The sequence below is a fragment of the Flavobacteriales bacterium genome, from assembly GCA_029248105.1.
In the GTDB taxonomy this organism is placed as follows: Bacteria; Bacteroidota; Bacteroidia; order Flavobacteriales; family UBA7312; genus UBA8444.
This window is the reverse complement of record JAQWJZ010000019.1, coordinates 1-24,152: the sequence shown is the minus strand read 5'-3', so window position 1 is coordinate 24,152 and position 24,152 is coordinate 1. Positions and strand designations below refer to the sequence as shown.

The following is a 24,152-nucleotide window of genomic DNA, read 5'->3' as shown; positions in this document are numbered from 1 at the left end:
TATTCATATTACAAAGTACCTCTATTGCCTTGCTCTCTTTCGATAGCTTCAAATAGGGCTTTGAAGTTTCCTTTACCAAAGGATTGCGCTCCTTTTCGTTGAATAATTTCAAAGAACATGGTTGGTCTATCTACAACAGGTTTAGTGAACAATTGTAACAGATAGCCTTCATCGTCTCTGTCAATCAGTATGCCGTGCTTTTTGAGCACCTCAACATCTTCATCAATATCGCCAACACGTTCTAACAAATCATCGTAATAACTCTCTGGAACATACAAAAACTCTACCCCTCTGTCTCGCATAGCAGAAACAGTTTTAACGATATCGTCTGTTGCTACTGCAATGTGTTGAACACCAGGGCCATTATAGAAGTCTATATATTCTTCAATTTGAGATTTTTTCTTGCCTTCAGCCGGTTCGTTAATTGGGAATTTAATACGACCGTTACCATTACTCATTACCTTACTCATCAAGGCGGTGTAATCGGTAGAAATATCCTTATCATCGAAAGAGATAATTTGAGCAAAGCCCATTACTTTAGCATAAAACTCACACCAAGTATTCATCTCGTCCCAATCGACATTACCCACCATATGGTCAATAAACTTCAATCCTGTTGGTGCAGGGTTATAGTGGCTTTCCCACTTTTTATAGCCCGGTAAAAAAGGACCGTCATAAGCGTTTCTTTCTACAAATATGTGAACCGTCTCACCATAGGTATAGATTCCTGAACGTACAACTTTACCAAAGTCATCTTCTTCAGATGTAGGCTCCATAAAAGATTTTGCTCCTCGCTTAGTTGTTTCTTCCCACGCTTTGGTAGCATCTTCTACCCATAGAGCAACAACCTTAACACCATCACCGTGTTTGTTGATGTGTTCGTTTATAGGACCGCCTTCAGTAAGCGGTGTTGTCAGTACTAAGCGTATTTTATCTTGCTTTAGAACATAAGAAACTCGGTCTTTAACACCCGTTTCTAATCCAGCATAAGCCTCCGACTGAAAGCCAAATGCCGTTTTGTAGAAATGTGCCGACTGCTTAGCGTTACCGACATACAGTTCTACATAATCCGTTCCTAACAATGGCAAAAAGTCTTCTGCTTCATCAAACAACTTTTTCAAGCCGTATTCTGTATTTTGAAGGTTTTTTAAATTTTTAATATCTGCTGACATAATTGTATGTTTTTTAAATTATTTATCTAACCAAGACTGATGATAATCTCCATCTATTAAGTCCATAGCCGCCTGAGTTACTTTTAAAGGCTTGAAAGTATCTACCATTACCGCTAACTCTTCGGTTTCTGTTTGTCCGATACTTCGCTCTGCTGCACCAGGGTGCGGCCCATGCGGAATACCAGCAGGGTGTAAGGTAATCTGTCCTTGCTGAATGTGGTTTCTGCTCATGAAGTCACCATCGACATAATACAACACCTCATCCGAATCTATATTGGAGTGATTGTAGGGGGCTGGAATTGCTTCAGGGTGATAGTCGTATAAACGTGGACAGAAAGAACACACCACAAAACCTGCAGCCTCAAAAGTTTGGTGCACTGGTGGCGGTTGGTGTACACGCCCTGTAATAGGTTCAAAGTCATGAATAGAAAAAGCATAAGGATAGTTGTAGCCATCCCATCCAATAACGTCAAAAGGATGTGAGGCATAAACGTATTCGTGTAACATCCCTTCCTTTTTAATCATCATAGTAAAATCTCCCAACTCATCGTGTGTTTCTAGTTCGTCAGGCTGACGCAAATCACGTTCGCAAAAAGGAGAATGCTCTAACAGTTGACCAAACCAATTACGGTAACGCTTTGGCGTATACATAGGGCTTGTCGATTCGACAATGAACAAACGGTTGTCCTCAGTATCGAATTGAAAAGCGTAAATCATCCCTCGAGGTATCATTAGATAATCACCAGGACCGTACTTAAGGTTACCAACAATGGTACGTAAAGTACCTGTTCCTTTGTGTACAAAAATCATCTCATCGCAATCGGCATTTTTGTAAAAATAATCGGTCATAGACTGCTTAGGTGCAGCTAATGAAATATGACAATCATTATTAATTAACACCGCTACCCTACTATCCAAAAAGTCGTCTGTCGGCTGAACATTAAAGCCTTTCAAACTCAATGATTTTAAATTCTTATCAACGGCTATTTTAGGACTGATATCTTTTGCCCCTTTAATATCCTTTACCATTGTCGGTCGATGGGTATGGTATAATAAGGAAGACATTCCGTCAAACCCTACCGTTCCAAACAATTGCTCATAATACATACCACCCTCGGGCTTAGAAAAAACAGTATGTCTTTTGTGGGGTATTTTCCCCAATTTGTGATAAAATGGCATAGTTCAATTTTTTAGTAAGTTATAAAATTTTTTACTCTTTAAACGATTTCGATAAATCCACTCGCATATGACTATGAAAGCGTTTTTTATTTTCTTTTCCTTGTCTTAGCTTTTGCTGTTCCTCATCAGGCAATTGAATAATCTCCAAACAATCAGATGAACAACATTGCTGATGTTTTTCTTGACAGCTGCTACATTGAATAAACAATAAATTGCAATTCACATTTTTACAGTTTACGTGGGTGTCCGATGGCTCACCGCATTGGTGGCAACTGCTAATTATTTCTTGACTAATGCGTTCCCCTAAACGTTCATCAAAGACAAAGTTCTTGCCCTTAAATTTATTGGGTAAATCCTTGTTTTCATCCAACTGACGTGCATAATCTATAATACCACCATGCAGCTGGTTAACGTCTTTAAAACCGTGATGCTTCAGGTAGGCAGATGTCTTTTCACAACGAATACCTCCTGTACAATAAAGCAATACTTTTTTATCCTCTTTGCCCTTAAGCATATCTTTTACCTCAGGTAATTCTTCCCTAAATATATCGGATTGAGGACATATAGCATTTTCAAAATGACCGATTTCACTTTCATAGTGATTACGCATATCAACTACAATAGCCCCTTGTTCTATGGCATCATTCCATTGTTGGGCGTTCAAGTGTTGTCCAACATCCGTCACATCATATTCGTCTAGAGGTAAGCCGTCAGCCACAATCTGCTCTCTAACTTTTATGGTAAGTTTATAGAAAGACTTACCATCATCTTCAACCGCAATTTTCAGGGGTATATTCTTTAACTCCTCAAAGGTATTCAAGGATGCTATAAATTGCTCCCAATGATGCTCTGGCACATTCATTTGGGCATTAATTCCTTCTCTAGCTACATAAATTCTACCCAAACAATCTAACTCATTCCAATGTTTAAACAAATCATCTCTAAATTGTTCAGGGTTTTCTAAAATAACATAGCGATAAAAGGATAATGTTTTTCTACAAAAATCTTCGGCTTCTAGCTTCTCCAAAGCCTGTTCCTTACTGAGCTTGTTGCGCAAACCTTTCTTATGTGCATTCGGATCCATTAAACTGAATTTTTTTCTAGCCTCAAAGGTACACAAAGAAATAGGATTTGAAAGATGATTTGAGTCATAGATATACACTAAATGCTATATTTGTACCATATTTAAGCTCCACATGAAAGACACCATCTTAGTTATCGGCTCTTCTGGTCAGATTGGCACAGAACTAGTATGTACGCTCAGACGAACTTATGGCAATTCTAATGTCATTGCTTCTGATATACGACCTTCAGACACTGTTGAAATTATGCACTCTGGACCCTTTGAGGTTTTAGATATAATGGACAAAAACCTGTTGTTTGATATCGTTAAAAAATATCAAGTTACTCAAGTGTATCTGTTAGCTGCCTTGTTATCGGCAACAGCAGAACAAAATATCGAGTTGGGCTGGAGCCTCAATATGCGTTCTCTTTCACACGTTTTGGATTTAGCTAAAGAGAAACATATCGAAAAAATATTTTGGCCAAGCTCAATTGCTGTATTTGGACCTACAACACCAAGTATTTTGACGCCTCAGCGAACCATTATGGAGCCCAATACCGTTTATGGCATTAGTAAATTAGCAGGCGAACGTTGGTGCGAGTATTACAATCAAAAATTCGGAGTTGATGTTAGAAGTGTCCGTTATCCCGGACTTATCGGCTGGAAATCACAACCCGGAGGAGGGACTACCGACTATGCTGTTCATATTTTTCATGAAGCGTTAAAGAACAAATCTTACACTAGCTTTTTGAGTGAAGATACTACCTTGCCTATGATGTATATGAACGATGCTATTAGAGCAACCTTAGAAATTATGGAAGCTCCAAATGAACAAATTAAAATACGTTCTTCATATAATATTGCTGGTTTGAGCTTTAGCCCAAAAGAGTTAGCGCTAGAGATAAAAAAACATATACCGAGCTTTAAAATAGACTATAAAAGTGATTACCGACAAGCTATAGCAGACAGTTGGCCACAAAATATTGACGATTCTGTAGCTTTTAAGGATTGGAATTGGAAAAGTTCCGTTAATTTGCAAGATATGACTTCTGATATGCTGAAGAACATTGAAACACTAATTACCGAATAACCAATTTAATGAGTTTAGATTTACACATTTATAATACACTAAGTCGTCAGAAAGAAGCCTTCAAACCCTTATTGCCCAACTTTGTTGGTATGTACGTTTGTGGTCCTACGGTGTATGGCGAACCCCACTTAGGACACGCCAGACCATCTATTACTTTTGACATCGTTTTTCGTTACCTTCAGCATTTGGGCTTAAAAGTACGTTACGTTCGAAACATTACAGATGCTGGTCATTTGGTTGATGACGCTGACCAGGGCGAAGATAAAATCGCTAAAAAGGCTCGATTGGAAAAATTAGAGCCTATGGAAGTGGTACAATTTTATACCATCAAATACCACAAGGCTGTAGAAGCACTAAACTGTTTGCCACCATCAATAGAGCCAAGGGCCACAGGGCATATTATTGAGCAAATAGAAATGGTAAAAACCATTATCAATAACGGCTATGCTTATGAAGTCAATGGCTCTGTTTATTTGGATGTCAATAAATACAATGAGGATTTCCCTTACGGCAAACTTTCAGGCAGAAACCTAGAGGATACCCTTGAAAATACTAGAGCCTTAGAAGGGCAAAGTGAAAAGAAAAGCCCAGTAGATTTTGCTATATGGAAAAAAGCCGCTCCTGAACACATCATGCGTTGGCCCTCACCTTGGAGTGACGGTTTCCCAGGGTGGCACTTAGAATGTTCTGCCATGAGCAGCAAATACTTAGGTGATACCTTCGACATTCATGGTGGTGGTATGGACTTGGTTTTCCCTCACCACGAAGCAGAAATAGCCCAGTCTAATGCTTGTAACAAATGCGACCCCGCCAAATATTGGATGCATAATAACATGATTACCATCAACGGACAAAAGATGGGGAAATCCCTTGGCAACTTCATTAACCTAGAAGAGTTTTTTAGTGGAAGCCACGAACTTTTAGAACGTGCTTACAGCCCTATGACGGTGCGTTTTTTCATCTTACAAGCTCACTATCGTAGTCCATTGGATTTTTCTAACGATGCTTTGCAAGCTGCTGAAAAGGGCATGAATAAATTATTGAACGCAGCAGCTACTTTAAAATCCTTAAACTCTAGCGCCAATAGCTCTGTTGATATCAAAGCTCTTGAAGACAAATGTTTTAAGGCTATGAATGATGACTTTAACACACCTATTCTAATTGCTCATTTATTTGAAGCCGTACGTATTGTCAATTCTGCAAAAGCAGGTACAGAACAAATAAATCAAGAAGATATAAAAAGCCTAAACCGATTGTTTGACACCTTTGTATTCAATATTTTAGGTTTACAAGAAGACCAAGACACCAAAGGTAACGACCTAACCAAAGAAGTAATGAACATCATTCTTCAGCTTAGAGGAAATGCCAAAGCCAATAAAGATTGGACCAGTGCAGACCTTATAAGGGATGAGCTCAAAAAGCTAAACATCGAAGTGCGTGATGGTAGCGATGGTAGTTCTTGGGAAGTAAAAAATTAATTGAATGATGATTAGACAACTACCTCTGTATTTTTTATGTGTTATTTTTCTGTTGGCTTGCCAAGATAATAAACCCACTCAATCGGTAAAAAAAGAAGTCAAGAAAAGCGTTGAAGTGCCTGACTTTAATGCTGATAGTGCCTACACCTATATTCAGCAACAAGTTGATTTTGGACCCCGCTATGTCAGTAGTAAAGGGTGGAAACAATGTGGCGATTTTTTGGTTGAAAAACTAAAGACCTATACCCCTCACGTTCAAGAACAAAACAGTCCTATCAAAACTTATGATGGCAAATCTCATACTTTGAGAAATATCATTGCCTCATTCAGTCCAGAGAAAAACAACCGAATATTATTGTGCGCCCATTGGGATACTCGCCATGTAGCTGATTACGATGTAGAACGACAAAACGAACCTATCCTCGGTGCTAACGATGGCGGTAGTGGCGTTGGTGTTCTGATTGAGATTGCAAGGCTGTTGTCCCAACAAGAAAGCACAGTAGGCATAGATATCATCTTGTTTGATGCCGAAGACCACGGAAACCCCGATGGCGATGGCAATAGTGCTACTTCTAGCTGGTGTATCGGCTCACAATATTGGGGCAAAAACCCCCATACACCCAACTACTATGCACAGTATGGTATTTTGTTAGATATGGTAGCCGCTAAAGACGCTCGTTTTACCCAAGAGGGGCTATCCAGAACATTTGCTCAACGCATTCTTAAAAAGGTTTGGAAAGAAGCTCACAACTTGGGGTATGGCAGTTATTTTGTATACCAACCTACTCCTCAAATCATTGACGATCATTATTTTGTCAACACCTTAGCTAATATCCCAACCATAGATATTATTGAATACGACAACAACACTCAAACAGGCTTTAATAAGCATTGGCACACCCATGGCGATGACATGAGAAATATTGATAAAAGCACCCTCAAAGCTGTAGGTCAGACAGTTACCTCTGTTATTTATAATGAATAATCTTCACAAGCTTATAAAACCTTAATCCATAGTTAACGTTTTGTTTAACTAAAAATTTGTTTTTTTGTTAGTTTTGTTACGTTAATCCTTAAGTTATGAAAACAATACTTACTATACGTGCATTATTAGTTATGCAATTAGGTGTGTTTTGTAGCTTAGTATCTTTAGCTCAAGAACATACCCCTCAATTAAATAGTGTCTATCTAAAGCCCTTAAAAACTGTAGATTTTTTAAACGAATACCCTCGTATTTCATTGGGTACAGATGGTCATATTACTAAAAATTGGTACTACGACCTTAGTATAGCTTATGGCGATTTAAACATTTACAAAACCGTTGTTTTTGATGAAAATTTAAAACGCAATAAAAATGAGTATGCAATCTTCGATATTCAACCAACATTCAAGCTCTTAATTGGTCAAAAGAAAACCCTTAGTACATTTTTAGGCGCTAGTTTGTTGTATACAAAGCGACAAGTAGAGTTAAAGAATAGCTACTACTACCCCGAAGGCAGCAAAGGAGGAATTGATTACGATGCAGCACGAATGCATGATAACAGGATAGGTGGACAAATTTATTTTGAGAGTAATTTAAGTTTTGAAAATATTGGATTCAGCTTCTATACTACCTGCGGATTAGCATTCGCAAAAATAAAATACACTAATGTGAAAAACCCTCAAATAGTCGATTTTTCATTCGTAGAATGGTGGGAAAGACGAACAGTAAATGAGGGAAATCTCTATCCGTTTCAATTAACTTTTGGCTTGAAAATCCATTTCATTTTAAACGCGTATAAAAAATTCCAAAGCGAATAGTAAGCCCAATTCTAGTTTCAGTAAATAAAAAAGCCATAGTCGTTTTTTGGATTGCATATTTATACCGACCTTTGTACCTTGAAAAACTAACCCTTTATATTATTGATATGGAAATTTTTTTATTCATCGTAGCACACTGGTATTTATCACTTTTTGCACAATCTTTTTTTCACCACCGCTATTCGGCGCACCAAATGTTTACTATGCCTAAATGGGTAGAGAAGTTCTTTTTTGTATTTTCTTTTATTTCGCAAGGCTCGTCTTATATGAGTCCAAAAGTATACGGCATCTTACACCGTTTGCACCACGAACATGCCGATAAAGAAGAAGATCCGCATTCGCCATTATTTTCCAAAAACTTTGTGAGTTTAATGGTCAAAACATATCATAAATTTGCTGGTATTCAGAGTGGTGCTATTAAAGTAAAAGAATCCATCACTATAAACTTACCCGATTGGAAATGGTTCGATAAAATGGCAGGATCGCTATTGGTAAAAGTGCTATGGTCATTATTCTACATTTGGTTCTACTACACTTTCGCTACAGCTTGGTGGATGTACCTATTTATTCCTATGCACATAGTGATGGGTCCCATTCATGGTACTGTAGTCAATTGGTTTGCGCACAAGTTTGGATACACCAATTACGAAGTGGATGACACTTCAAAAAACCTCATGCCTTTTGACATTTTTATGTTGGGCGAAGGCTATCACAACAACCACCATGCAGAGGGTGGTATGGCTAACTTTGCTAGAAAATGGTACGAGATTGACCCCATTTACCCCATTATGAGAATTATGGATTGGGTAGGATTAATACGAATCAATCCTGTTGCTTTAAAAAGCTAGTCGTCACACCCTTCAGGAGCAATCTCTAAAGTGTGAATTTCAAGAGTATCACCATTCATTTTGGCGGTAATTATCACTTGTACTGGCAAGCCCATTGCAGGAACTAGGTCGGAATAATAGTCATCCATACCCCATAAGTCCTCACCAACAAAAATAACAGGAACATTATCTTGATCTTCAAAATAATGTTGTCCTTCATTCATTGTCCACCAACCCTCCATAGATACCAAAGGCTGATCTTGAGCGCAAGAGAACAAAGAAATACAGAAAAAAGCAGATAAGATTAAGCGATTCATTTTACAAAAATAAGCATAATCTTGTATCTTGCAGCAAAACAATTCTATCTATGGCACAAGTCAAAAAACTATTTCTTATTGATGCCTTTGCGCTAATTTATCGTTCTTATTTTGCCTTTAGCAAAAACCCACGCATCAATTCCAAAGGCATTGAAACCTCAGCTGTCTTGGGCTTTGTAAATAGTTTGGTGGAAGTCATAAAAAAAGAAAACCCTACACATATTGCTGTTGTTTTTGACACTCCAAAAGCCACTATTAGGCACATAGAATATGCCGAATACAAAGCCAATAGAGAGGCCATGCCAGAGGGAATTGCGGTAGCTCTGCCCTACATTGACCAATTGTTAGATGCCTTTAATATTTCCAAGCTGTTTGCCGATGGCTATGAAGCAGACGACGTCATAGGAACGCTCTCCAAGAAAGCCGAAAAGCAAGGTTTTGTAACGTATATGATGACACCTGACAAAGATTTTGCACAGCTCGTTTCAGAAAATATTTTGTTGTACCGCCCAGGCAACAAATGGAAGCCAACCGAAACGTGGGGCATTCAAGAGGTGCTCAATAAATTTGAGATTAAAGAAGTTACTCAAGTCATCGATTTCTTAGGGATGATGGGCGATGCCGTAGATAATATACCAGGCTTGCCTGGAGTGGGTGAAAAAACAGCTAAAAAACTATTGGCTCAATACGGCAATATGGAAACCTTATTGGAAAACGCTCATGAAGTCAAGGGTAAGTTGGGTGAAAAAATACAAGCCCACAAAGAGCAAGGTATATTGTCTAAAAAGTTAGCAACTATACTGCTAGACGCGCCTGTAGATATTGATGAAAAAGCTTTAGAAGTTAAAAAATTCGATGCTGAAAAGGTACAAGCCTTATTCGAAGAATTGGAATTTAGAAACTTGGCTAAACGCCTATTAGGTCAATCGGCGGTGCAAGAGAATGAAGAAAAGAAAGAAGTATCTGACAATACTAAAAAGAGTGGCTCTTCAAACGGTCAAATAGATTTGTTTTCTATGGCAGTTGACGATACTCCTCCGGCAACTTCATACCAAACTATTGAAGATGTTAATACCAACTACATTTTAATAGATACCGCTGAAAAAAGAAAAAATCTACTAGCCCAACTCTTAGCACAAAAGTCTGTTTGCTTCGATACAGAAACAACAGGCTTAAACCCTCTTACGGCCGATATCATTGGTATGTCGTTCTGTTTTGAAAAAAACGTAGCCTATTATGTTCATATTCCTGAGGGAGATGAACAAAATATAGTTGATGAATTCAAAGCCTTTTTTGAACACACTAGCATAGAGAAAATCGCCCAAAACTTAAAATACGACTATAAGGTTCTTGCTAAATATGGGACGAATGTAGAAGCTCCTATTTTTGACACTATGTTGGCACATTACTTACTTGAGCCCGACCAACGTCACAATATGGATGTCTTGGCTCAAAATTACCTCAACTATTCACCCATAAGTATAGAAACATTGATAGGTAAAAAAGGGAAGAATCAGCTCAGTATGCGCCAAGCACCCTTAGAGCAATTGTGCCCTTACGCTTGTGAAGATGCCGACATTACCTTTCAGTTAAAAGAAATTTTTCAGAAAAGTCTTGAAGGCACTAAAGCCTATGATGTGTTTAAGACCATTGAGATGCCCTTAATTTCCGTACTTTCTAAAATGGAAATGGAAGGCGTGAAAATAGATATTGATGCCTTAGCTGACTTCTCTAAAAAGTTAGAAGAGAAAATTATACAACTCAATGATAATGTTCAAAAAACAGCAGGGACACCCTTTAATTTAGCCTCGCCTAAACAATTAGGACAGATCCTTTTTGAACATATGAAATTGGTAGAAAAACCCAAAAAAACCAAAACAGGGCAATACTCAACTTCTGAAGAAACACTGTTAAAACTAAAAGGCAAACACGAAATTATTGACGATATTTTAGAGTTCCGTCAGCTACAAAAGTTAAAATCAACCTATGTCGATGCTTTGCCCGAGTTGGCCGATACAGATACACACCGAATACACACCACCTACCAACAAGCTGTAGCAGCTACTGGACGATTGAGCTCGGTAAATCCCAACTTACAAAACATTCCTATAAGGAGTGAAAAAGGTAGAGAGGTTAGAAAAGCCTTTGTCCCTAGAAATGACAAATTCGCCTTGTTAGCCGCCGACTACTCACAAATAGAATTGCGCCTTATGGCACACCTTTCACAAGATGATGGAATGTTATCAGCTTTTCAAAGTGGAGAAGACATACATACCTCTACAGCTGCTAAAGTGTATCAGATTGGCTTAGATGAAGTCAGCAGAGAACAACGTTCACACGCTAAAATGGTCAATTTTGGTATTATATATGGTATATCTGCCTTTGGCTTATCCCAGCGTTTAGGAATAAAAAGAGGAGAAGCTAAAGAAATTATCGACAATTACTTTATGCAATACCCTAAAGTTAAGGACTATATGGATTTAAGTATAGACCAAGCTAGAGAAAAGGGCTTTGTAGAAACCATAATGGGCAGAAAGAGAATGCTTAACGATATTAACTCTAGGAATGCCGTAGTTAGAGGTTATGCCGAGCGTAATGCCATTAACGCTCCAATACAAGGTTCAGCAGCTGATATTATAAAATTAGCCATGATAAAGGTAGCTGATGCATTAAAAGAAAAAGATTATAAATCTAAAATGTTGTTGCAAGTACACGATGAATTGGTATTTGACGTACACCAAAGTGAAATAGATATTTTCAAAAGCTTAATTAAAGACAAGATGGAAAACGCCATATCGATAAGCGTACCTCTGGATGTAGAGCTAGGGATAGGTACAAATTGGCTAGAAGCCCACTAAAAATTTAGTTCTTGTTCTTATAAATAGAATACAATACTAAAAGAGCTGCAACCCCAATAAAGCTGCTTTGACCCATTGAACCGATAGCTTTGGAAATGTTACCTACAACATTCCAGCCAAACAAAGGTTCTCCGATAATGAGTTGTACCGTTACGCCTAAGCATAAAATAACTATTGCAAAAGAGGTTAAATCGTTGGCAAGAGTTTTTATTCTTTCTAATAAATCTTTCATAGTATTTATATTAAAGATTAAATTTAAAAAAAGCCCGTCAATATGACGAGCTTTTTTAAATTATTTATAAGTCATCTTATTTCTTTAATAAAGAAAATAAAATCAAGATAGCTAAAAATCCAGCAAAACCAGATCCAGCTAAAGAACCTAAAACGTTAGTTACATTTTCAATTACTGTTACTCCGAACATTGCTCCAGAGCCAAAAAGAATCTCAACAGCAACTCCTAAACCTAATAAGGTAATTACTAATGCAGTTAAACCTGTGAAAAAATCACCGAAGTATTTAAATACTTTATCCATTTTCTAAAAAATTTGATTAATAATGAGGACAAACATATAAGCCTGATTGATACTTGTCAAATTATTTGTGCAATTAGAGTCAAAATTAAATAAATACTAAAAAAAAACTTTTTTTTAACACTCATTTTTTGCAAACAACTGATTATTAGTTAGTTACAAGAGGTTTAGTTTGACAATTTGTTTTAATAAATTTTTCATTACTAACACCAAGATGTTTATAAACTGATTGGTGTTTAATCAGCTGAATTACAGTGTTTTACATGTATTTTTGAGTGATTATTGAGCTAAATTGGCTAAAATCTACAAATCACGAATAGAGTACAGTACTTCTTTACGTTTATTGCAGTCATTTAAGAAATGAACGTATTTTTCAGCAACTAACTCTGCCGATGCTAATTCGCCTTCTTCTTTGTAGGAAATAAAACGATCGACATCTGGGAAGTCCGATTTTTTAGCTTCTCTAATTTCGTCTTGCATAGCGGTATCCACAATACCTGGTGCAATAGAGAACACCTTGAAGGCCGGATATTCGAGTTGAAGTGCTTGAGAGAACATATCCATAGCAGATTTAGATGCACAATAAGTACTCCATGAATGAATGGCTTGTTTTCCTGCTCCAGAACTGATATTTAATATGATACACTTGGATTTGCTACTCTCAAAACAGGAGATAAATTGCTGACACAAAATACTTGGCGCTGCAATATTTAGAAAATAATTCTCTTTTATTTCTTCTTCTTCATGAAGCCCCAATGGCTTTATAGGTCCTATAGAGCCTGCATTATTAATCAGCACGACTTTATCCGCATTAAACGACGAGGCTTTGAAAATTTTATCTGTCCAAGGTTGAGAAAGATCAATATAATGATGCTTATACCTATCGTGCTGAATGGTTCGTGAACGAGCAATACCGATAACCATATTGTTGGTATTCTCTAAAAGTAATTCGGCTATAGCCTCTCCAATTCCACTACTTGCACCTGTTATATAAAATACGTCCATTATAATTGATTTAATGCTTGTTCAAGGTCTGATTTTAGATCTTCTATGTCTTCAACGCCAACACTTAATCGAATAAGTGAGTCCACCACACCTGTTTTTTCTCTTTCTTCCTTGGGTATAGCGGCATGCGTCATACTAGCAGGATGACCACATAAAGACTCTACCCCACCCAAAGACTCTGCTAAGGTAAAATAATGAGTAGATGATACCACCTTAAACGCATCATCTAATCTATTGCCTTTTAATGAAAAGGACAACATACCGCCAAAATCTTTCATCTGTTTTTTAGCTATATCATGGTTGGGATGGTTTTCAAAACCTGGCCAATAGACTTTATCTACTTTAGGATGATCTTTTAAGAAATGAGCAATGGCTTTTCCGTTTTCACAATGACGTTGTATTCTTAAATGCAAGGTTTTTATTCCTCTCAACACCAAAAAGCTATCCATAGGCCCTGGCACCGCACCACAACTGTTTTGTATGAAGTATAAGCGTTCTGCTAAAGCGTCATCGTTAAGCATAAGAGCCCCCATCACTACGTCTGAATGACCGCCTAAGTATTTGGTTACCGAATGCATGACCATATCAGCTCCTAAGTCAATAGGGTTTTGAAGGTATGGTGAGGCAAAAGTATTATCCACACCAAGCATTACATCATTAGCTTTAGCTACCTTAGCTACCGCCTCTATATCAATGATGTTTAACATTGGGTTAGTTGGTGTTTCCACCCAAATCAGTTTAGTGTTATCGTTGATATAATCGGCTATCTTATCAGCATTTTCCATGCTAATAAAATGAAATTTAACCCCATAATTCTCAAAAATTTTGGTGAAAATACGGTATGTCCCACCGTACAAATCATTGGTAGAGACCACTTCGTCTCCGGGCTTCAATAATTTTATAATAGCATCAATAGCCGCTAAGCCACTACCGAAACACAAACCGTACTTAGCATTTTCTAAAGCAGCTAAATTGGCTTCCAAAGCAGCTCGTGTCGGATTGCCTGTTCGTGAATATTCAAAACCTTTATGGTCGCCCGGACTGGCTTGAACATAAGTAGATGTCTGATAGATAGGAGTCATGATTGCTCCTGTTGTTGGGTCTGGTTCTAGACCTGCGTGTATTACCTTAGTATTAAACTTCATAAAGTTGTATAATAAAACATCGGCTAAGTTACACAATTGATAAAAAAAAGAGGGACTAGTGTCCCCCTTTTTAAAGCTATTTATTTTTAAACAGTTTTTTGGTGCTAAACGTGCCGTTACTGTAACGACTTATTTCAAAGTAAATTCCTATTGCTAAGTCGCTTATGTCTTGAGCCGCTTGGCGTTTACCCAAAGCATCCAAAAAATACCTTTCTGTAAGTTGTTGGTTTGTCCAATTCGTTTCTTCTGAAATATCTGCTGGAGTAGGTATAGTAACGACATTAAAATACAAGCGTGGGGTTTGATCACCGCTATATTGACCAGCCTGAACGGAATGAAGTACTGTATTACTCGCTGCATCTTTCAACAAACCAGAATATTAATTAGAATTAAGGAAAGAAATACTGTAACAGCTTCCTTGTTGCAAACTGAATTGGGAAGAGCCATAACTAGGCATACTGAAAGCGTCATTGACTATATTATTATCAGAATCATAAATATCATATAAAAGGCTACTTGAACATTCAATAGCAAGTGAGGTAGAACTAGAAGTTGGCGTACTAACCGATGATGGAATAGTAACACGAAGAGTGTCATCATCTGGAAAATTATCGCCCTCAAAGTCAATAAAAAAAGTAATATCGTCATTTTGATTAACCTCAAAAGGCTCTACAAAAGCATAATCATACATGGTTGTAACAGTCATGTCCGACCAAGGGTCAATCGTTTGGTTAGAATGGAAGTTACCATTAATGAAAATGTCCAATTTATAGTCTTCGAAATAGTTGGTCTCATTGGATACGATAAGGTCGCCCCTAGTAACAAGTAGTTTTGGTGCGTAAGTAAGCGGTGCTGCATTGCACAAAGTGGAAGAAAGTGGTGTGGTTACGTCCATTAAAGTTCGATTGTTATCCAAATCCGTTCCATTGCAATACTCTATATAATAGGTTGAGGCAATGTGTGAAGAAGGGTAACCCCATCCACCATCCTCATGGTAAGTTCGTACGTCATCTGGGCAGATGTAAAAAACTCTAGGATAACCACTGACTGGATACTCTGAATAATTAGACTGCACATTGATAACAGGATACTCTATACCCCATTGTTGAGTATAACTTGCTACTTCTTGGTCAGATGATGGTTTGGGGTCAATGTAGAACATACTGAGAGTATTATCCCCATCAGGACCATATTTTTCCCATATATCATGCCCAACATTAAACGTCCAATCTTTACAGGGATTACACGTTCTGTAAGAAAAATCGAGTAATACCTTATAACCTTCATCGAGGTAGTCGTGTATAGTATGGGTTACCCCATCCAAATCGGTAAAACTAGCATTAGGGGCAATGTCTGTCTCTTGGGCATGAACAGTTCCAAAAATGGATATCATCAAAAAAATAGTTGACATAAAAGTAGTGATTAGGTAATTTTTCATAGACCCTAGGTTTTAATAATGTTGTATGAATATAAGAAGTAAGTTGAGTTGTCGTTTCATGAGATTGTGTTTTTAAGGTATTTAACGAATCAAATATACCCACTACAAATTCAAAAAACAATCGATTTTGCTCAGGACCTTACTCCTTCAAGGCCCTTTTTTAAACAAAATATTGCTCTACATTTTGATACAATTTGTTTGTACTTTTAGCCCCTAATAAATACCACAATGAAAAAAGCATACCACTTGGCACAATGCAGTACTTGCCAACGCATCTTAAAAGAAGTGAATTGGACAGAGCAAGAGCAAGACATCCGAACTGAAAAAATCAGTCCTGAACAATTGGATGAAATGGCAGAAAAAACAGGCTCTTACGAAGCCCTTTTTAGCAGACGTGCCATGAAGTATAAAAGCATGGGATTGAAAGACAAAAATTTGACCGAAACGGATTACAGAAATTTAATCTTAGAAGAAGATACCTTCCTCAAACGTCCTGTTTTTTTAGTCGGCGAAAACATTTTTGTTGGTAACAGCAAAAAAACAGTAGAGGCACTTATTTCTGCACTAGATGAATAAACGACTACTTGCCCACTTAGCTCTTTTTGGTGCTAACCTCATATATGGCATCAACTACACCGTAGCTAAAGACGTCATGCCTGATTATATAGAACCCCTAGGTTTTATTTTGGTTAGAGTAACAGGTGCTGTAATCATGTTTTGGCTCTGTTATGTACTGTTTTATTATGAGAAAGTGAAAGCCAACGACTTACTTAAACTGGCTATTTGCGGCTTGTTTGGTGTCGCCATCAATCAGATGTTATTTTTTGAAGGTCTGAACCTAACCACTCCCATTAACGCTGCTGTTATAATGGTTAGCAACCCCATATTGGTATTGTTGTTTGGTGTGTTTTTTGCCACTGAAGGCTTTAGCACAAAAAAAGGAATTGGCGTAGCTCTCGGCGCTATTGGTGCGCTTACACTGATTACTAATGGCGGTCAATTGTCCCTTAACAACGAACATTTTTGGGGCAACATCATGGTCTTTTTAAACGCCTCTTCTTATGCTGTATATCTTGTATTAGTAAAACCGTTAATGAAAAAATATAAGCCCATAACCGTTATCAGCTGGGTGTTTTTATTCGGTATAATTTTTGTCATTCCTTTTGGTTGGTCTGATTTCCAAGCGATACAGTGGTCCGCTATGCCTAGCGCAATTTTGTGGAGTGTAGTCTTTGTCGTTGTTGGCACAACTTTTTTAGCTTACCTGTTCAACATATATGGACTAAAAACATTAAACCCTTCAACGGTAAGCACCTACATCTATTTACAGCCTGTTTTGGCAAGTATAGTAGCCATAATAGCAAGTAGTGACGAGCTTAATCTAATCAAAGTAATATCCGCCATTTTAATCTTTTTAGGTGTTTATTTAGTCAGTCAAAAAACAAAACCTGCTCAAGACTAGCAATTTATTACCTTTGTCAAATAAATAATACACTATGATTCTATCGATGACAGGCTACGGAAAAGCCGAAAGCAACGCTCATAACAAAAAGTTTACCGTTGAAATAAAGTCCCTCAACAGCAAACAGATTGATATGAATGTTCGTATGCCTAGCTCTTACAGAGATAAAGAATTAGTCATTCGGAAGTTTTTGAGCTCTGCATTAGGTAGGGGTAAAATAGATTGCTCACTTTTCGTTGAGCATACGGGTATAGAAAAGACCGCCAACATCAATGCTGAAGTCGTTAAAAAGTACTATCAAGACTTAAAAGCCATAGCCCAAGAACTTGACAATAAAGACGAACTAATGGGTGCTGTCATGCGTATGCCTGAAGTGATGAAAGTAGAAAAAGAAGAGCTAGACCCTCAGGAATGGCAAAGCATAGAAAAGCTCATTCATGAGGCGGCACAAGCCCTCGCACAATTCCGAAAGGATGAAGGTAAATCCTTAGCCGATGACTTCAAACTACGTATAGAAAACATCCGAACCCTGATGCAAAGCATAGAAAAAGAAGAGCATCAAAGGGTAGCGAATATCAGAGAACGAATAGTAGAAAAACTAGGCGACTTAAAATCAACTATCGATGAAAATAGGCTAGAACAAGAGTTGATTTATTTCCTAGAAAAACTTGACGTGACAGAAGAATTAGTTAGACTTTCTAACCACCTCAATTACTTTTTAGAAACTATGGACTCCTCCATTTCTGAAGGTAAAAAGCTAGGTTTTATCTGCCAAGAAATAGGCCGAGAAGTGAACACCATAGGTTCAAAATCTAATAATGCCGAAATGCAACAACAAGTCGTTCAGATGAAAGACGAGTTGGAAAAAATAAAAGAACAAATACTCAATGTCCTCTAATAAAGTCCTTATTTTTTCTGCCCCCTCTGGTGCAGGTAAAACAACCATAGTTAAGCATTTGTTAGAACAAATGCCTACAGAGCTATCCTTTTCTATTTCGGCTTGTAGCAGAAAACCCCGCAACAATGAAATTGAGGGCAAAGATTATTACTTTTTGTCTGTCGATGAGTTTAAGAAAAACATCGCTGAAAGTAAATTTTTAGAATGGGAAGAAGTTTATCCTCATTTATTTTATGGTACATTATTAGAAGAAGTGCAAAGTATTTGGTCGCAAGGAAAATCGGTCGTGTTTGATGTGGATGTACAAGGTGGCATATCCTTAAAACAGCATTTTGGCGATAAGGCTTTAGCGTTATTTGTCGCTCCACCATCTTTAGAAGTTTTGGAAAAAAGATTGCGTAACAGGGGGACAGAAAGTGAAGAAGATCTTCAAAAACGTATAGGCAAAGCAGAAGAAGAAATGACCCATAAAACAGCTTTCGACCAAGTGTTGGTTAATGAAAATTTAGAGACCACTTGTCAAGAAGCACTCACTTTAGCCCAAGATTTTTTAGTATTGTAAGATGAAAACAGGTTTATTTTTCGGCTCATTCAACCCTATACACATAGGGCATATGGCTATTGCCCAATATATGCTGGAGCATACCGAAATTGACAAAATATGGTTTATGGTATCGCCCCAAAACCCTTTCAAAACCAAAGAAACCTTACTCGACCAACAACACCGTTTGGTATTAGTGCGTATAGCTACCGAAAATGATCCTAATCTACAAGCCTCTAATTTTGAGTTTTCTTTACCCATACCCTCTTATACGGTAGATACTTTAACTCACTTGAGAGAAGCCTATCCAAATGAAGATTTTGCACTTATCATGGGGCAAGACAATCTAAGTAGTTTACATAAGTGGAAAAACCACCAATCCATTTTGGAGCATCATGAGGTTTTTGTTTACCCTAGACCTAAAGCTAAAAGTAGTGCCTTAGAAAGTCATCCTAAGATACACCTTACACATGCGCCTATGATGGATATTTCTGCTCAGTTTATCAGAAAATGCATACAAGAGGGCAAGGCAGTCAATTATTTTCTGCCACCTAGGATAAGCCAATATATTGATGAAATGAATTTCTACAAAAAGTAGATTAGGCCAGTTCAAGAACTGAAATTATACTTTGGAAGATATAGCCGCCATCGTTGTTACCTAACTCCAAATCAGAAGCTCGTTCGGGGTGGGGCATCATACCAAATACATTACGGCCAGCGTTGCAAATACCTGCAATATTCTCTACTGCACCATTAGGGTTGCTATCGTCTGTAATGTTCCCATTGGAATCACAATATCTGAATAACACTTGATCGTTATCGTTGAGTTGTTTCAAGGTGTCCGCATCGGCAAAATAACGTCCCTCGCCGTGAGCAATAGGAATGCAAAGTGGCTCTTCTCTAATGATGCTGTCGGTAATACATGTGGTGTTATTCACAGTGGATAAATAAACATTTTTGCAAATGAATTTGTGACTGTTGTTGTGTAATAATGCGCCTGGCAATAAGCCCGATTCGCAAAGGATTTGGAAGCCGTTACATACACCCATCACATAGCCGCCTTTGTTGGCAAATTCTATGACTTTTTCCATTATGGGAGAGAAACGAGCAATAGCTCCCGATCGCAAATAATCGCCATAAGAAAACCCGCCGGGCAAGATGATAAAATCACAGTTTTGAAGGTCGGTGTCTTTGTGCCAAAGGCTGACTACTTCTTGTTTATAAAGCGTTTCTAAAACATAGATCATGTCTTTATCACAATTGGAACCGGGGAATACGACTACGCCAAATTTCATTTATAATGGTATTAAATATGAGAATACAAATTTAGAAAAATTTATGCCTTAAAAAGAGGTGCTAGTTGTAAATATACAGTACTTATTAAGATAAGGATAAACACACTTTCGTACCACCACCTTTTATGTATAAAAATGAAATAATTACTTATCAGAACGCTAAAAGGCAAAGCAAAAAATAAGAGGTGATTCCAGCTGTCTTGAACAAAGAAAATACCAATAAATGCACAGATAGAATACCCAAATAAAAGAAAAAAAGCTTTTCTAGAACGTAAGCTTTTCATCGACAACCACTGAATAAGTTCTCTTATAGCGAAGAAGAATAAAAGTAATAATAGCAATGACCATAAGGCTAAAGCTAGGGAATATTCAAAGCTAGGGAATGTCCATTTTAAAAAAGAAAAATAGTAGTTGCTTAGCGCGGGTAGGCCATCGAAATAAAAGCCATAAGCCCAAGCGAATAAGAAAGGGGAAAATAAACCAATAAAAGGAATGAGTAAGTTACGCCAACTGATGGTGGTGTAGAGAGCGGTGGAAACGTATGGCAGAACAAAAAAGAGAATACAAATAGGATTAATCAGTGTGGCCAAGCCAATGAGAAAACCACTATCAAATAATAAGCCATAGGGTCTATCTTGTTGAAAACAGAGCATCAATTTATTGAGGACAAAAAGCATTATAAAAAGGCATATCCAAGAGGATGAAAACGAGAAAGCAGAGCTTAATATCACAAAAAAGAAAGCAGGTAATATGGTCACATTTTTGAAAACACCTCTTTCACTAAGGGCGTTATTCCAACCCATAGCCATAAGTAAACTTATTGCAAGAAGTAAGACTGAAGACCAAATAGGGTGTTGCAGAAAAAAAGAGGCTAATGAAGAAAAAAGAGGATGGTCTGAACCCAATGAAGGCTCACGGACACTAATCAAATCCAACACAAAAAAGACCACCGCCGTAACGAAAAACGCAATATATGCGGAAGGACGATTTGTTTTTAGTGTTTTTATTAGCATTTTTTTAAGAATGTTCTAATTTTGCAAAAATAATACTTCTCAAACTATGTGGTCAACTTTTTGGAACGGTCTCGGCGAAATATTTTCAAGCATTTGGACAATCATGCCAGCTCTTGGTAATATTCCTAATATTTTATCAATCCTTGTAATCTCGGCTCTATTCATTTATTGGACAGGCAAATTGGTTTCTTTTAAGAAAAACGGAGAGGCCTAAACCTTCTCTTCTTTTAAGTCAAAACCAATATCCTTACGGTAATACTTGCCATCGAATTGCACTTTTTCAGCATTATCGAACGACTTGATTAATGCATCTTCCATTGTTCTTCCGAAAGAAGTAATAGCCATTACTCGACCACCATTAGTCATTACTTTATTATTCTCTTGGCGTGTGCCAGCATGAAAGACTAAACTATTTTCTACCTCTTCTAATCCTTGAATAGATTTACCTTTTTCATAATGTTCAGGATAGCCACCAGACACTAGCATAACAGTTGTTGCCACGTCTTCATCCACATAAAAATCTTGTTCTCCAAAAGTCCCTTTAGAAATCCCTTTAAAAAGATTAAGCAAATCCGATTTGATACGAGGTATTACTACTTCCGTTTCAGGATCACCCATACGCACATTATATTCTATCACTTTAGGGTCGCCATTAACGTTCATTAGACCGATGAAGATAAATCCCTTGTATTCTATGCCTTCATCTTGTAGTCCTTTGATGGTGGGCTTAATGATTCTATCTTCTACACGTTCTATAAAAAACTTATCGGCAAAAGGTACTGGAGAAATAGCTCCCATACCTCCCGTATTCAGTCCTGTATCGCCCTCGCCAATGCGTTTGTAGTCTTTGGCAGATGGCAATATCTTATAGTTTTTGCCGTCTGTTAGCACAAATACAGATAGCTCGATACCGTCTAAAAATTCTTCGATAACCACTTTAGAACTCGCGTCGCCAAACTTAGCGTCTGCCAACATGGCTTTGAGTTCTTTTTTTGCTTCATACAAGTTGTCGATAATCAACACCCCTTTACCTGCCGCCAAGCCATCGGCTTTCAATACATAAGGCGGTTCAAGAGTTTCTAAAAAATCAAAACCATCATTCAAATTATCTTTGGTAAAACTATCGTAGGCGGCAGTAGGTATATCGTGACGTTGCATAAACTGCTTAGAGTATTCTTTGCTGCCTTCCAGTTGTGCTCCTTCCTTAGACGGCCCAATAACGCAAACTTCACTAAGCGCAATATCGTTTTTGAAAAAATCGTAAATACCTTTAACTAGGGGGTCTTCAGGTCCAACGACTAGCATATCAATTTCGTTTTCTATGACAAAGGTTTTAATAGATGTAAAATCCGTTACGCCGATGTTTACATTTTCACCGACTTCAGATGTTCCGGCGTTACCCGGGGCAATAAATAATTTTTCGCACAAACTGCTTTGCGCAATTTTCCAGCTAAGGGCATGTTCTCTGCCTCCAGAACCTAATACTAATACATTCATTTTATAATGGAATATTTCCGTGTTTCTTTTTAGGTAGGTTATCTACCTTATTTTCTAACATCTTGAAAGCCTTTATAAGCTTTTCTCGTGTTTTGGCAGGCTCTATAACCTCATCGACATAACCTCGAGCAGCAGCGTTGTATGGATGAGCAAAAAGCTCGGCATATTCAGCCTCTTTCTCTTGCCATTTGGCTTGAGGGTCTTTAGCCTCTTTGATATCTTTTCTAAAAATAATCTCGGCTGCTCCCTTTGCTCCCATTACTGCTATTTCTGCCGTAGGCCAAGCGTAATTGAGGTCGGCGCCAATATGCTTAGAGTTCATCACATCGTAGGCACCACCATAGGCTTTTCTGGTAATGACCGTTATACGTGGCACTGTAGCTTCGCTAAAAGCATATAACAACTTTGCGCCGTTATTGATTATACCGTTCCATTCTTGATCAGTGCCAGGCAAGAAGCCGGGCACATCTTCCAACACCAACAAAGGAATATTAAAGGCATCGCAAAAGCGCACAAATCGAGCGGCTTTGTTAGAGGCGTGATTGTCCAATACCCCAGCTAAAAAGGCCGGTTGATTCGCCACAATACCTATGGAACGACCAGCCAATCGAGCGAAGCCACAGACGATGTTTTCGGCATAGTCTTGGTGTACCTCGTGAAAGGAATCGGCATCGATAATACCGTTTATAGCCGCATGGATATCGTAGGGCTGACTAGGACTTTCTGGAATGATATCATTCAGTTGGACGCGTCTTTCATGGCCCATTTTGTAATCTACCCTTGGCGCATCTTCCTCACAATTTTGGGGAATATAGCTTAACAACTTTTTGAGGTTATTTATCAGTTCCACCTCATTGGCATAAGTAAAATGTGCTACTCCAGATTTAGAAGCGTGGGTAGCTGCACCGCCCAGTTCTTCGGCAGTCACTTCTTCGTGGGTAACTGTTTTAACGACATTAGGTCCAGTAACAAACATATACGAGGTGTTTTCTACCATCATAATAAAGTCGGTAAGGGCAGGCGAATAGACTGCTCCACCAGCACAAGGCCCCATAATAGCCGAAAGCTGTGGCACGACTCCACTTGCTCGTGTATTGCGATAAAAGATGTCGGCATAACCACCCAAAGAAACTACACCCTCTTGAATACGTGCACCGCCACTATCGTTCAAGCCAATAATAGGTGCGCCATTTTTCATGGCCATATCCATAATTTTACAAATCTTCTCGGCATGGGCTTCTGCCAAAGAACCGCCCATAACGGTAAAGTCTTGAGCATATACGTACACCAAGCGACCCTCAATAGTGCCGAAACCCGTAACGACTCCATCGCCTAAAAACTGCTGTTTGTCTAAGCCGAAATTAGTAGAACGGTGCATCACCAACATACCCACCTCTTCAAAAGAACCTTCGTCCATTAAAAAGTGAATACGCTCTCTGGCGGTCAGCTTACCTTTAGCGTGTTGGGCGTCTATACGTTGTTGTCCGCCACCCACTAAGGCTTGAGCCTTTTTTTCTTCTAATATCTTGAGTTTGTCTTTCATC

Annotated in this window: 25 protein-coding genes; 11 read left to right on the top strand and 14 right to left on the bottom strand. The window is 38.1% G+C overall.

What is annotated here, in order from left to right:
- Nucleotides 1–8: 8 nt before the first annotated feature.
- From hppD to P8I29_03590, 3 genes are read right to left on the bottom strand one after another with little or no spacing between them, the layout of a single operon-like run.
- A complete protein-coding gene (hppD, locus tag P8I29_03600) occupies nucleotides 9–1,172 on the bottom strand; it encodes a 4-hydroxyphenylpyruvate dioxygenase (GenBank protein MDG1916882.1) in 1,164 nt (387 codons plus the stop codon).
- Between the two features lie 18 nt (nucleotides 1,173–1,190).
- Nucleotides 1,191–2,351 (bottom strand): homogentisate 1,2-dioxygenase, encoded by a 1,161-nt coding sequence (locus P8I29_03595; protein MDG1916881.1) that lies wholly within the window; start codon nucleotides 2,349–2,351, stop codon nucleotides 1,191–1,193.
- Between the two features lie 31 nt (nucleotides 2,352–2,382).
- Nucleotides 2,383–3,435: a rhodanese-related sulfurtransferase gene (locus P8I29_03590; GenBank protein MDG1916880.1), complete on the bottom strand. Its 1,053-nt coding sequence runs from the start codon at nucleotides 3,433–3,435 to the stop codon at nucleotides 2,383–2,385.
- A gap of 112 nt (nucleotides 3,436–3,547) precedes the next feature.
- On the opposite strand from P8I29_03590, the gene P8I29_03585 reads away from it, so the two are divergent.
- From P8I29_03585 to P8I29_03565, 5 genes are all read left to right on the top strand, one after another.
- On the top strand, nucleotides 3,548–4,504 hold the full coding sequence (locus tag P8I29_03585; GenBank protein MDG1916879.1) for an NAD-dependent epimerase/dehydratase family protein: 957 nt from the start codon (nucleotides 3,548–3,550) through the stop codon (nucleotides 4,502–4,504).
- 8 nt (nucleotides 4,505–4,512) lie between these two features.
- Nucleotides 4,513–5,982: a cysteine--tRNA ligase gene (cysS, locus tag P8I29_03580; GenBank protein MDG1916878.1), complete on the top strand. Its 1,470-nt coding sequence runs from the start codon at nucleotides 4,513–4,515 to the stop codon at nucleotides 5,980–5,982.
- A 4-nt stretch (nucleotides 5,983–5,986) separates the two neighbouring features.
- Nucleotides 5,987–6,967 (top strand): M28 family peptidase, encoded by a 981-nt coding sequence (locus P8I29_03575; GenBank protein MDG1916877.1) that lies wholly within the window; start codon nucleotides 5,987–5,989, stop codon nucleotides 6,965–6,967.
- 95 nt (nucleotides 6,968–7,062) lie between these two features.
- Entirely contained in the window at nucleotides 7,063–7,782 is a 720-nt protein-coding gene (locus tag P8I29_03570) for a hypothetical protein (GenBank protein ID MDG1916876.1), read from the top strand.
- A gap of 107 nt (nucleotides 7,783–7,889) precedes the next feature.
- Entirely contained in the window at nucleotides 7,890–8,630 is a 741-nt protein-coding gene (locus P8I29_03565; protein ID MDG1916875.1) for an acyl-CoA desaturase, read from the top strand.
- On the opposite strand, the gene P8I29_03560 is transcribed toward P8I29_03565, so the two are convergent.
- A complete protein-coding gene (locus tag P8I29_03560; GenBank protein MDG1916874.1) occupies nucleotides 8,627–8,926 on the bottom strand; it encodes a hypothetical protein in 300 nt (99 codons plus the stop codon). The genes P8I29_03565 and P8I29_03560 overlap by 4 nt on opposite strands.
- A gap of 50 nt (nucleotides 8,927–8,976) precedes the next feature.
- On the opposite strand from P8I29_03560, the gene polA reads away from it, so the two are divergent.
- Nucleotides 8,977–11,784, top strand: coding sequence for a DNA polymerase I (gene polA / locus P8I29_03555; protein MDG1916873.1), 2,808 nt, complete (start codon nucleotides 8,977–8,979; stop codon nucleotides 11,782–11,784).
- A gap of 4 nt (nucleotides 11,785–11,788) precedes the next feature.
- On the opposite strand, the gene P8I29_03550 is transcribed toward polA, so the two are convergent.
- The 6 genes from P8I29_03550 to P8I29_03525 all read right to left on the bottom strand — a co-directional run bounded on the left by P8I29_03550 (nucleotide 11,789) and on the right by P8I29_03525 (nucleotide 15,902).
- Nucleotides 11,789–12,016, bottom strand: a complete 228-nt coding sequence (locus P8I29_03550) for a hypothetical protein (protein ID MDG1916872.1) — start codon at nucleotides 12,014–12,016, stop codon at nucleotides 11,789–11,791.
- A gap of 76 nt (nucleotides 12,017–12,092) precedes the next feature.
- The gene (locus tag P8I29_03545) at nucleotides 12,093–12,317 is read right to left on the bottom strand and encodes a hypothetical protein (protein MDG1916871.1); all 225 of its coding nucleotides are present in this window, start codon (nucleotides 12,315–12,317) and stop codon (nucleotides 12,093–12,095) included.
- A gap of 300 nt (nucleotides 12,318–12,617) precedes the next feature.
- Nucleotides 12,618–13,319 carry an SDR family NAD(P)-dependent oxidoreductase gene (locus P8I29_03540; GenBank protein MDG1916870.1) on the bottom strand — a complete coding sequence of 234 codons (702 nt, stop codon included), beginning with the start codon at nucleotides 13,317–13,319 and terminating at the stop codon, nucleotides 12,618–12,620.
- The gene (locus P8I29_03535) at nucleotides 13,319–14,464 is read right to left on the bottom strand and encodes a cystathionine gamma-synthase (protein MDG1916869.1); all 1,146 of its coding nucleotides are present in this window, start codon (nucleotides 14,462–14,464) and stop codon (nucleotides 13,319–13,321) included. Before P8I29_03535 ends, P8I29_03540 begins: the two co-directional genes overlap by 1 nt.
- 76 nt (nucleotides 14,465–14,540) lie before the next feature.
- The gene (locus P8I29_03530) at nucleotides 14,541–14,834 is read right to left on the bottom strand and encodes a hypothetical protein (GenBank protein ID MDG1916868.1); all 294 of its coding nucleotides are present in this window, start codon (nucleotides 14,832–14,834) and stop codon (nucleotides 14,541–14,543) included.
- Nucleotides 14,835–14,843: 9 nt separating this feature from the next.
- Complete coding sequence (locus P8I29_03525; protein ID MDG1916867.1) at nucleotides 14,844–15,902, bottom strand: hypothetical protein; 1,059 nt, start codon at nucleotides 15,900–15,902, stop codon at nucleotides 14,844–14,846.
- Between the two features lie 228 nt (nucleotides 15,903–16,130).
- Here P8I29_03525 and P8I29_03520 point away from each other — a divergent pair, with 228 nt between their 5' ends.
- Genes P8I29_03520 through nadD form a run of 5 tightly spaced genes read left to right on the top strand, consistent with a single transcriptional unit; the run spans nucleotide 16,131 to nucleotide 19,401 of the window.
- Entirely contained in the window at nucleotides 16,131–16,478 is a 348-nt protein-coding gene (locus P8I29_03520) for an ArsC/Spx/MgsR family protein (protein MDG1916866.1), read from the top strand.
- Nucleotides 16,471–17,364, top strand: coding sequence for an EamA family transporter (locus tag P8I29_03515; GenBank protein ID MDG1916865.1), 894 nt, complete (start codon nucleotides 16,471–16,473; stop codon nucleotides 17,362–17,364). The genes P8I29_03520 and P8I29_03515 overlap by 8 nt, the downstream gene beginning before the upstream one ends.
- A 46-nt stretch (nucleotides 17,365–17,410) precedes the next feature.
- Nucleotides 17,411–18,262 carry a YicC family protein gene (locus P8I29_03510; protein MDG1916864.1) on the top strand — a complete coding sequence of 284 codons (852 nt, stop codon included), beginning with the start codon at nucleotides 17,411–17,413 and terminating at the stop codon, nucleotides 18,260–18,262.
- Nucleotides 18,252–18,824, top strand: coding sequence for a guanylate kinase (gene gmk / locus P8I29_03505; protein MDG1916863.1), 573 nt, complete (start codon nucleotides 18,252–18,254; stop codon nucleotides 18,822–18,824). Before P8I29_03510 ends, gmk begins: the two co-directional genes overlap by 11 nt.
- A 1-nt stretch (nucleotide 18,825) precedes the next feature.
- The gene (gene nadD / locus P8I29_03500; GenBank protein ID MDG1916862.1) at nucleotides 18,826–19,401 is read left to right on the top strand and encodes a nicotinate (nicotinamide) nucleotide adenylyltransferase; all 576 of its coding nucleotides are present in this window, start codon (nucleotides 18,826–18,828) and stop codon (nucleotides 19,399–19,401) included.
- A gap of 1 nt (nucleotide 19,402) precedes the next feature.
- Here nadD and purQ read toward each other — a convergent pair whose 3' ends face one another.
- The 4 genes from purQ to P8I29_03480 form a co-directional block, all read right to left on the bottom strand.
- Nucleotides 19,403–20,098, bottom strand: a complete 696-nt coding sequence (gene purQ / locus P8I29_03495) for a phosphoribosylformylglycinamidine synthase subunit PurQ (protein ID MDG1916861.1) — start codon at nucleotides 20,096–20,098, stop codon at nucleotides 19,403–19,405.
- Between the two features lie 41 nt (nucleotides 20,099–20,139).
- The gene (locus tag P8I29_03490) at nucleotides 20,140–21,111 is read right to left on the bottom strand and encodes a DUF6427 family protein (protein MDG1916860.1); all 972 of its coding nucleotides are present in this window, start codon (nucleotides 21,109–21,111) and stop codon (nucleotides 20,140–20,142) included.
- Nucleotides 21,112–21,321: 210 nt separating this feature from the next.
- Nucleotides 21,322–22,608, bottom strand: coding sequence for a phosphoribosylamine--glycine ligase (purD, locus tag P8I29_03485; protein ID MDG1916859.1), 1,287 nt, complete (start codon nucleotides 22,606–22,608; stop codon nucleotides 21,322–21,324).
- A 1-nt stretch (nucleotide 22,609) separates the two neighbouring features.
- Complete coding sequence (locus tag P8I29_03480; protein MDG1916858.1) at nucleotides 22,610–24,151, bottom strand: acyl-CoA carboxylase subunit beta; 1,542 nt, start codon at nucleotides 24,149–24,151, stop codon at nucleotides 22,610–22,612.
- Between the last annotated feature and the right edge of the window lies 1 nt (nucleotide 24,152).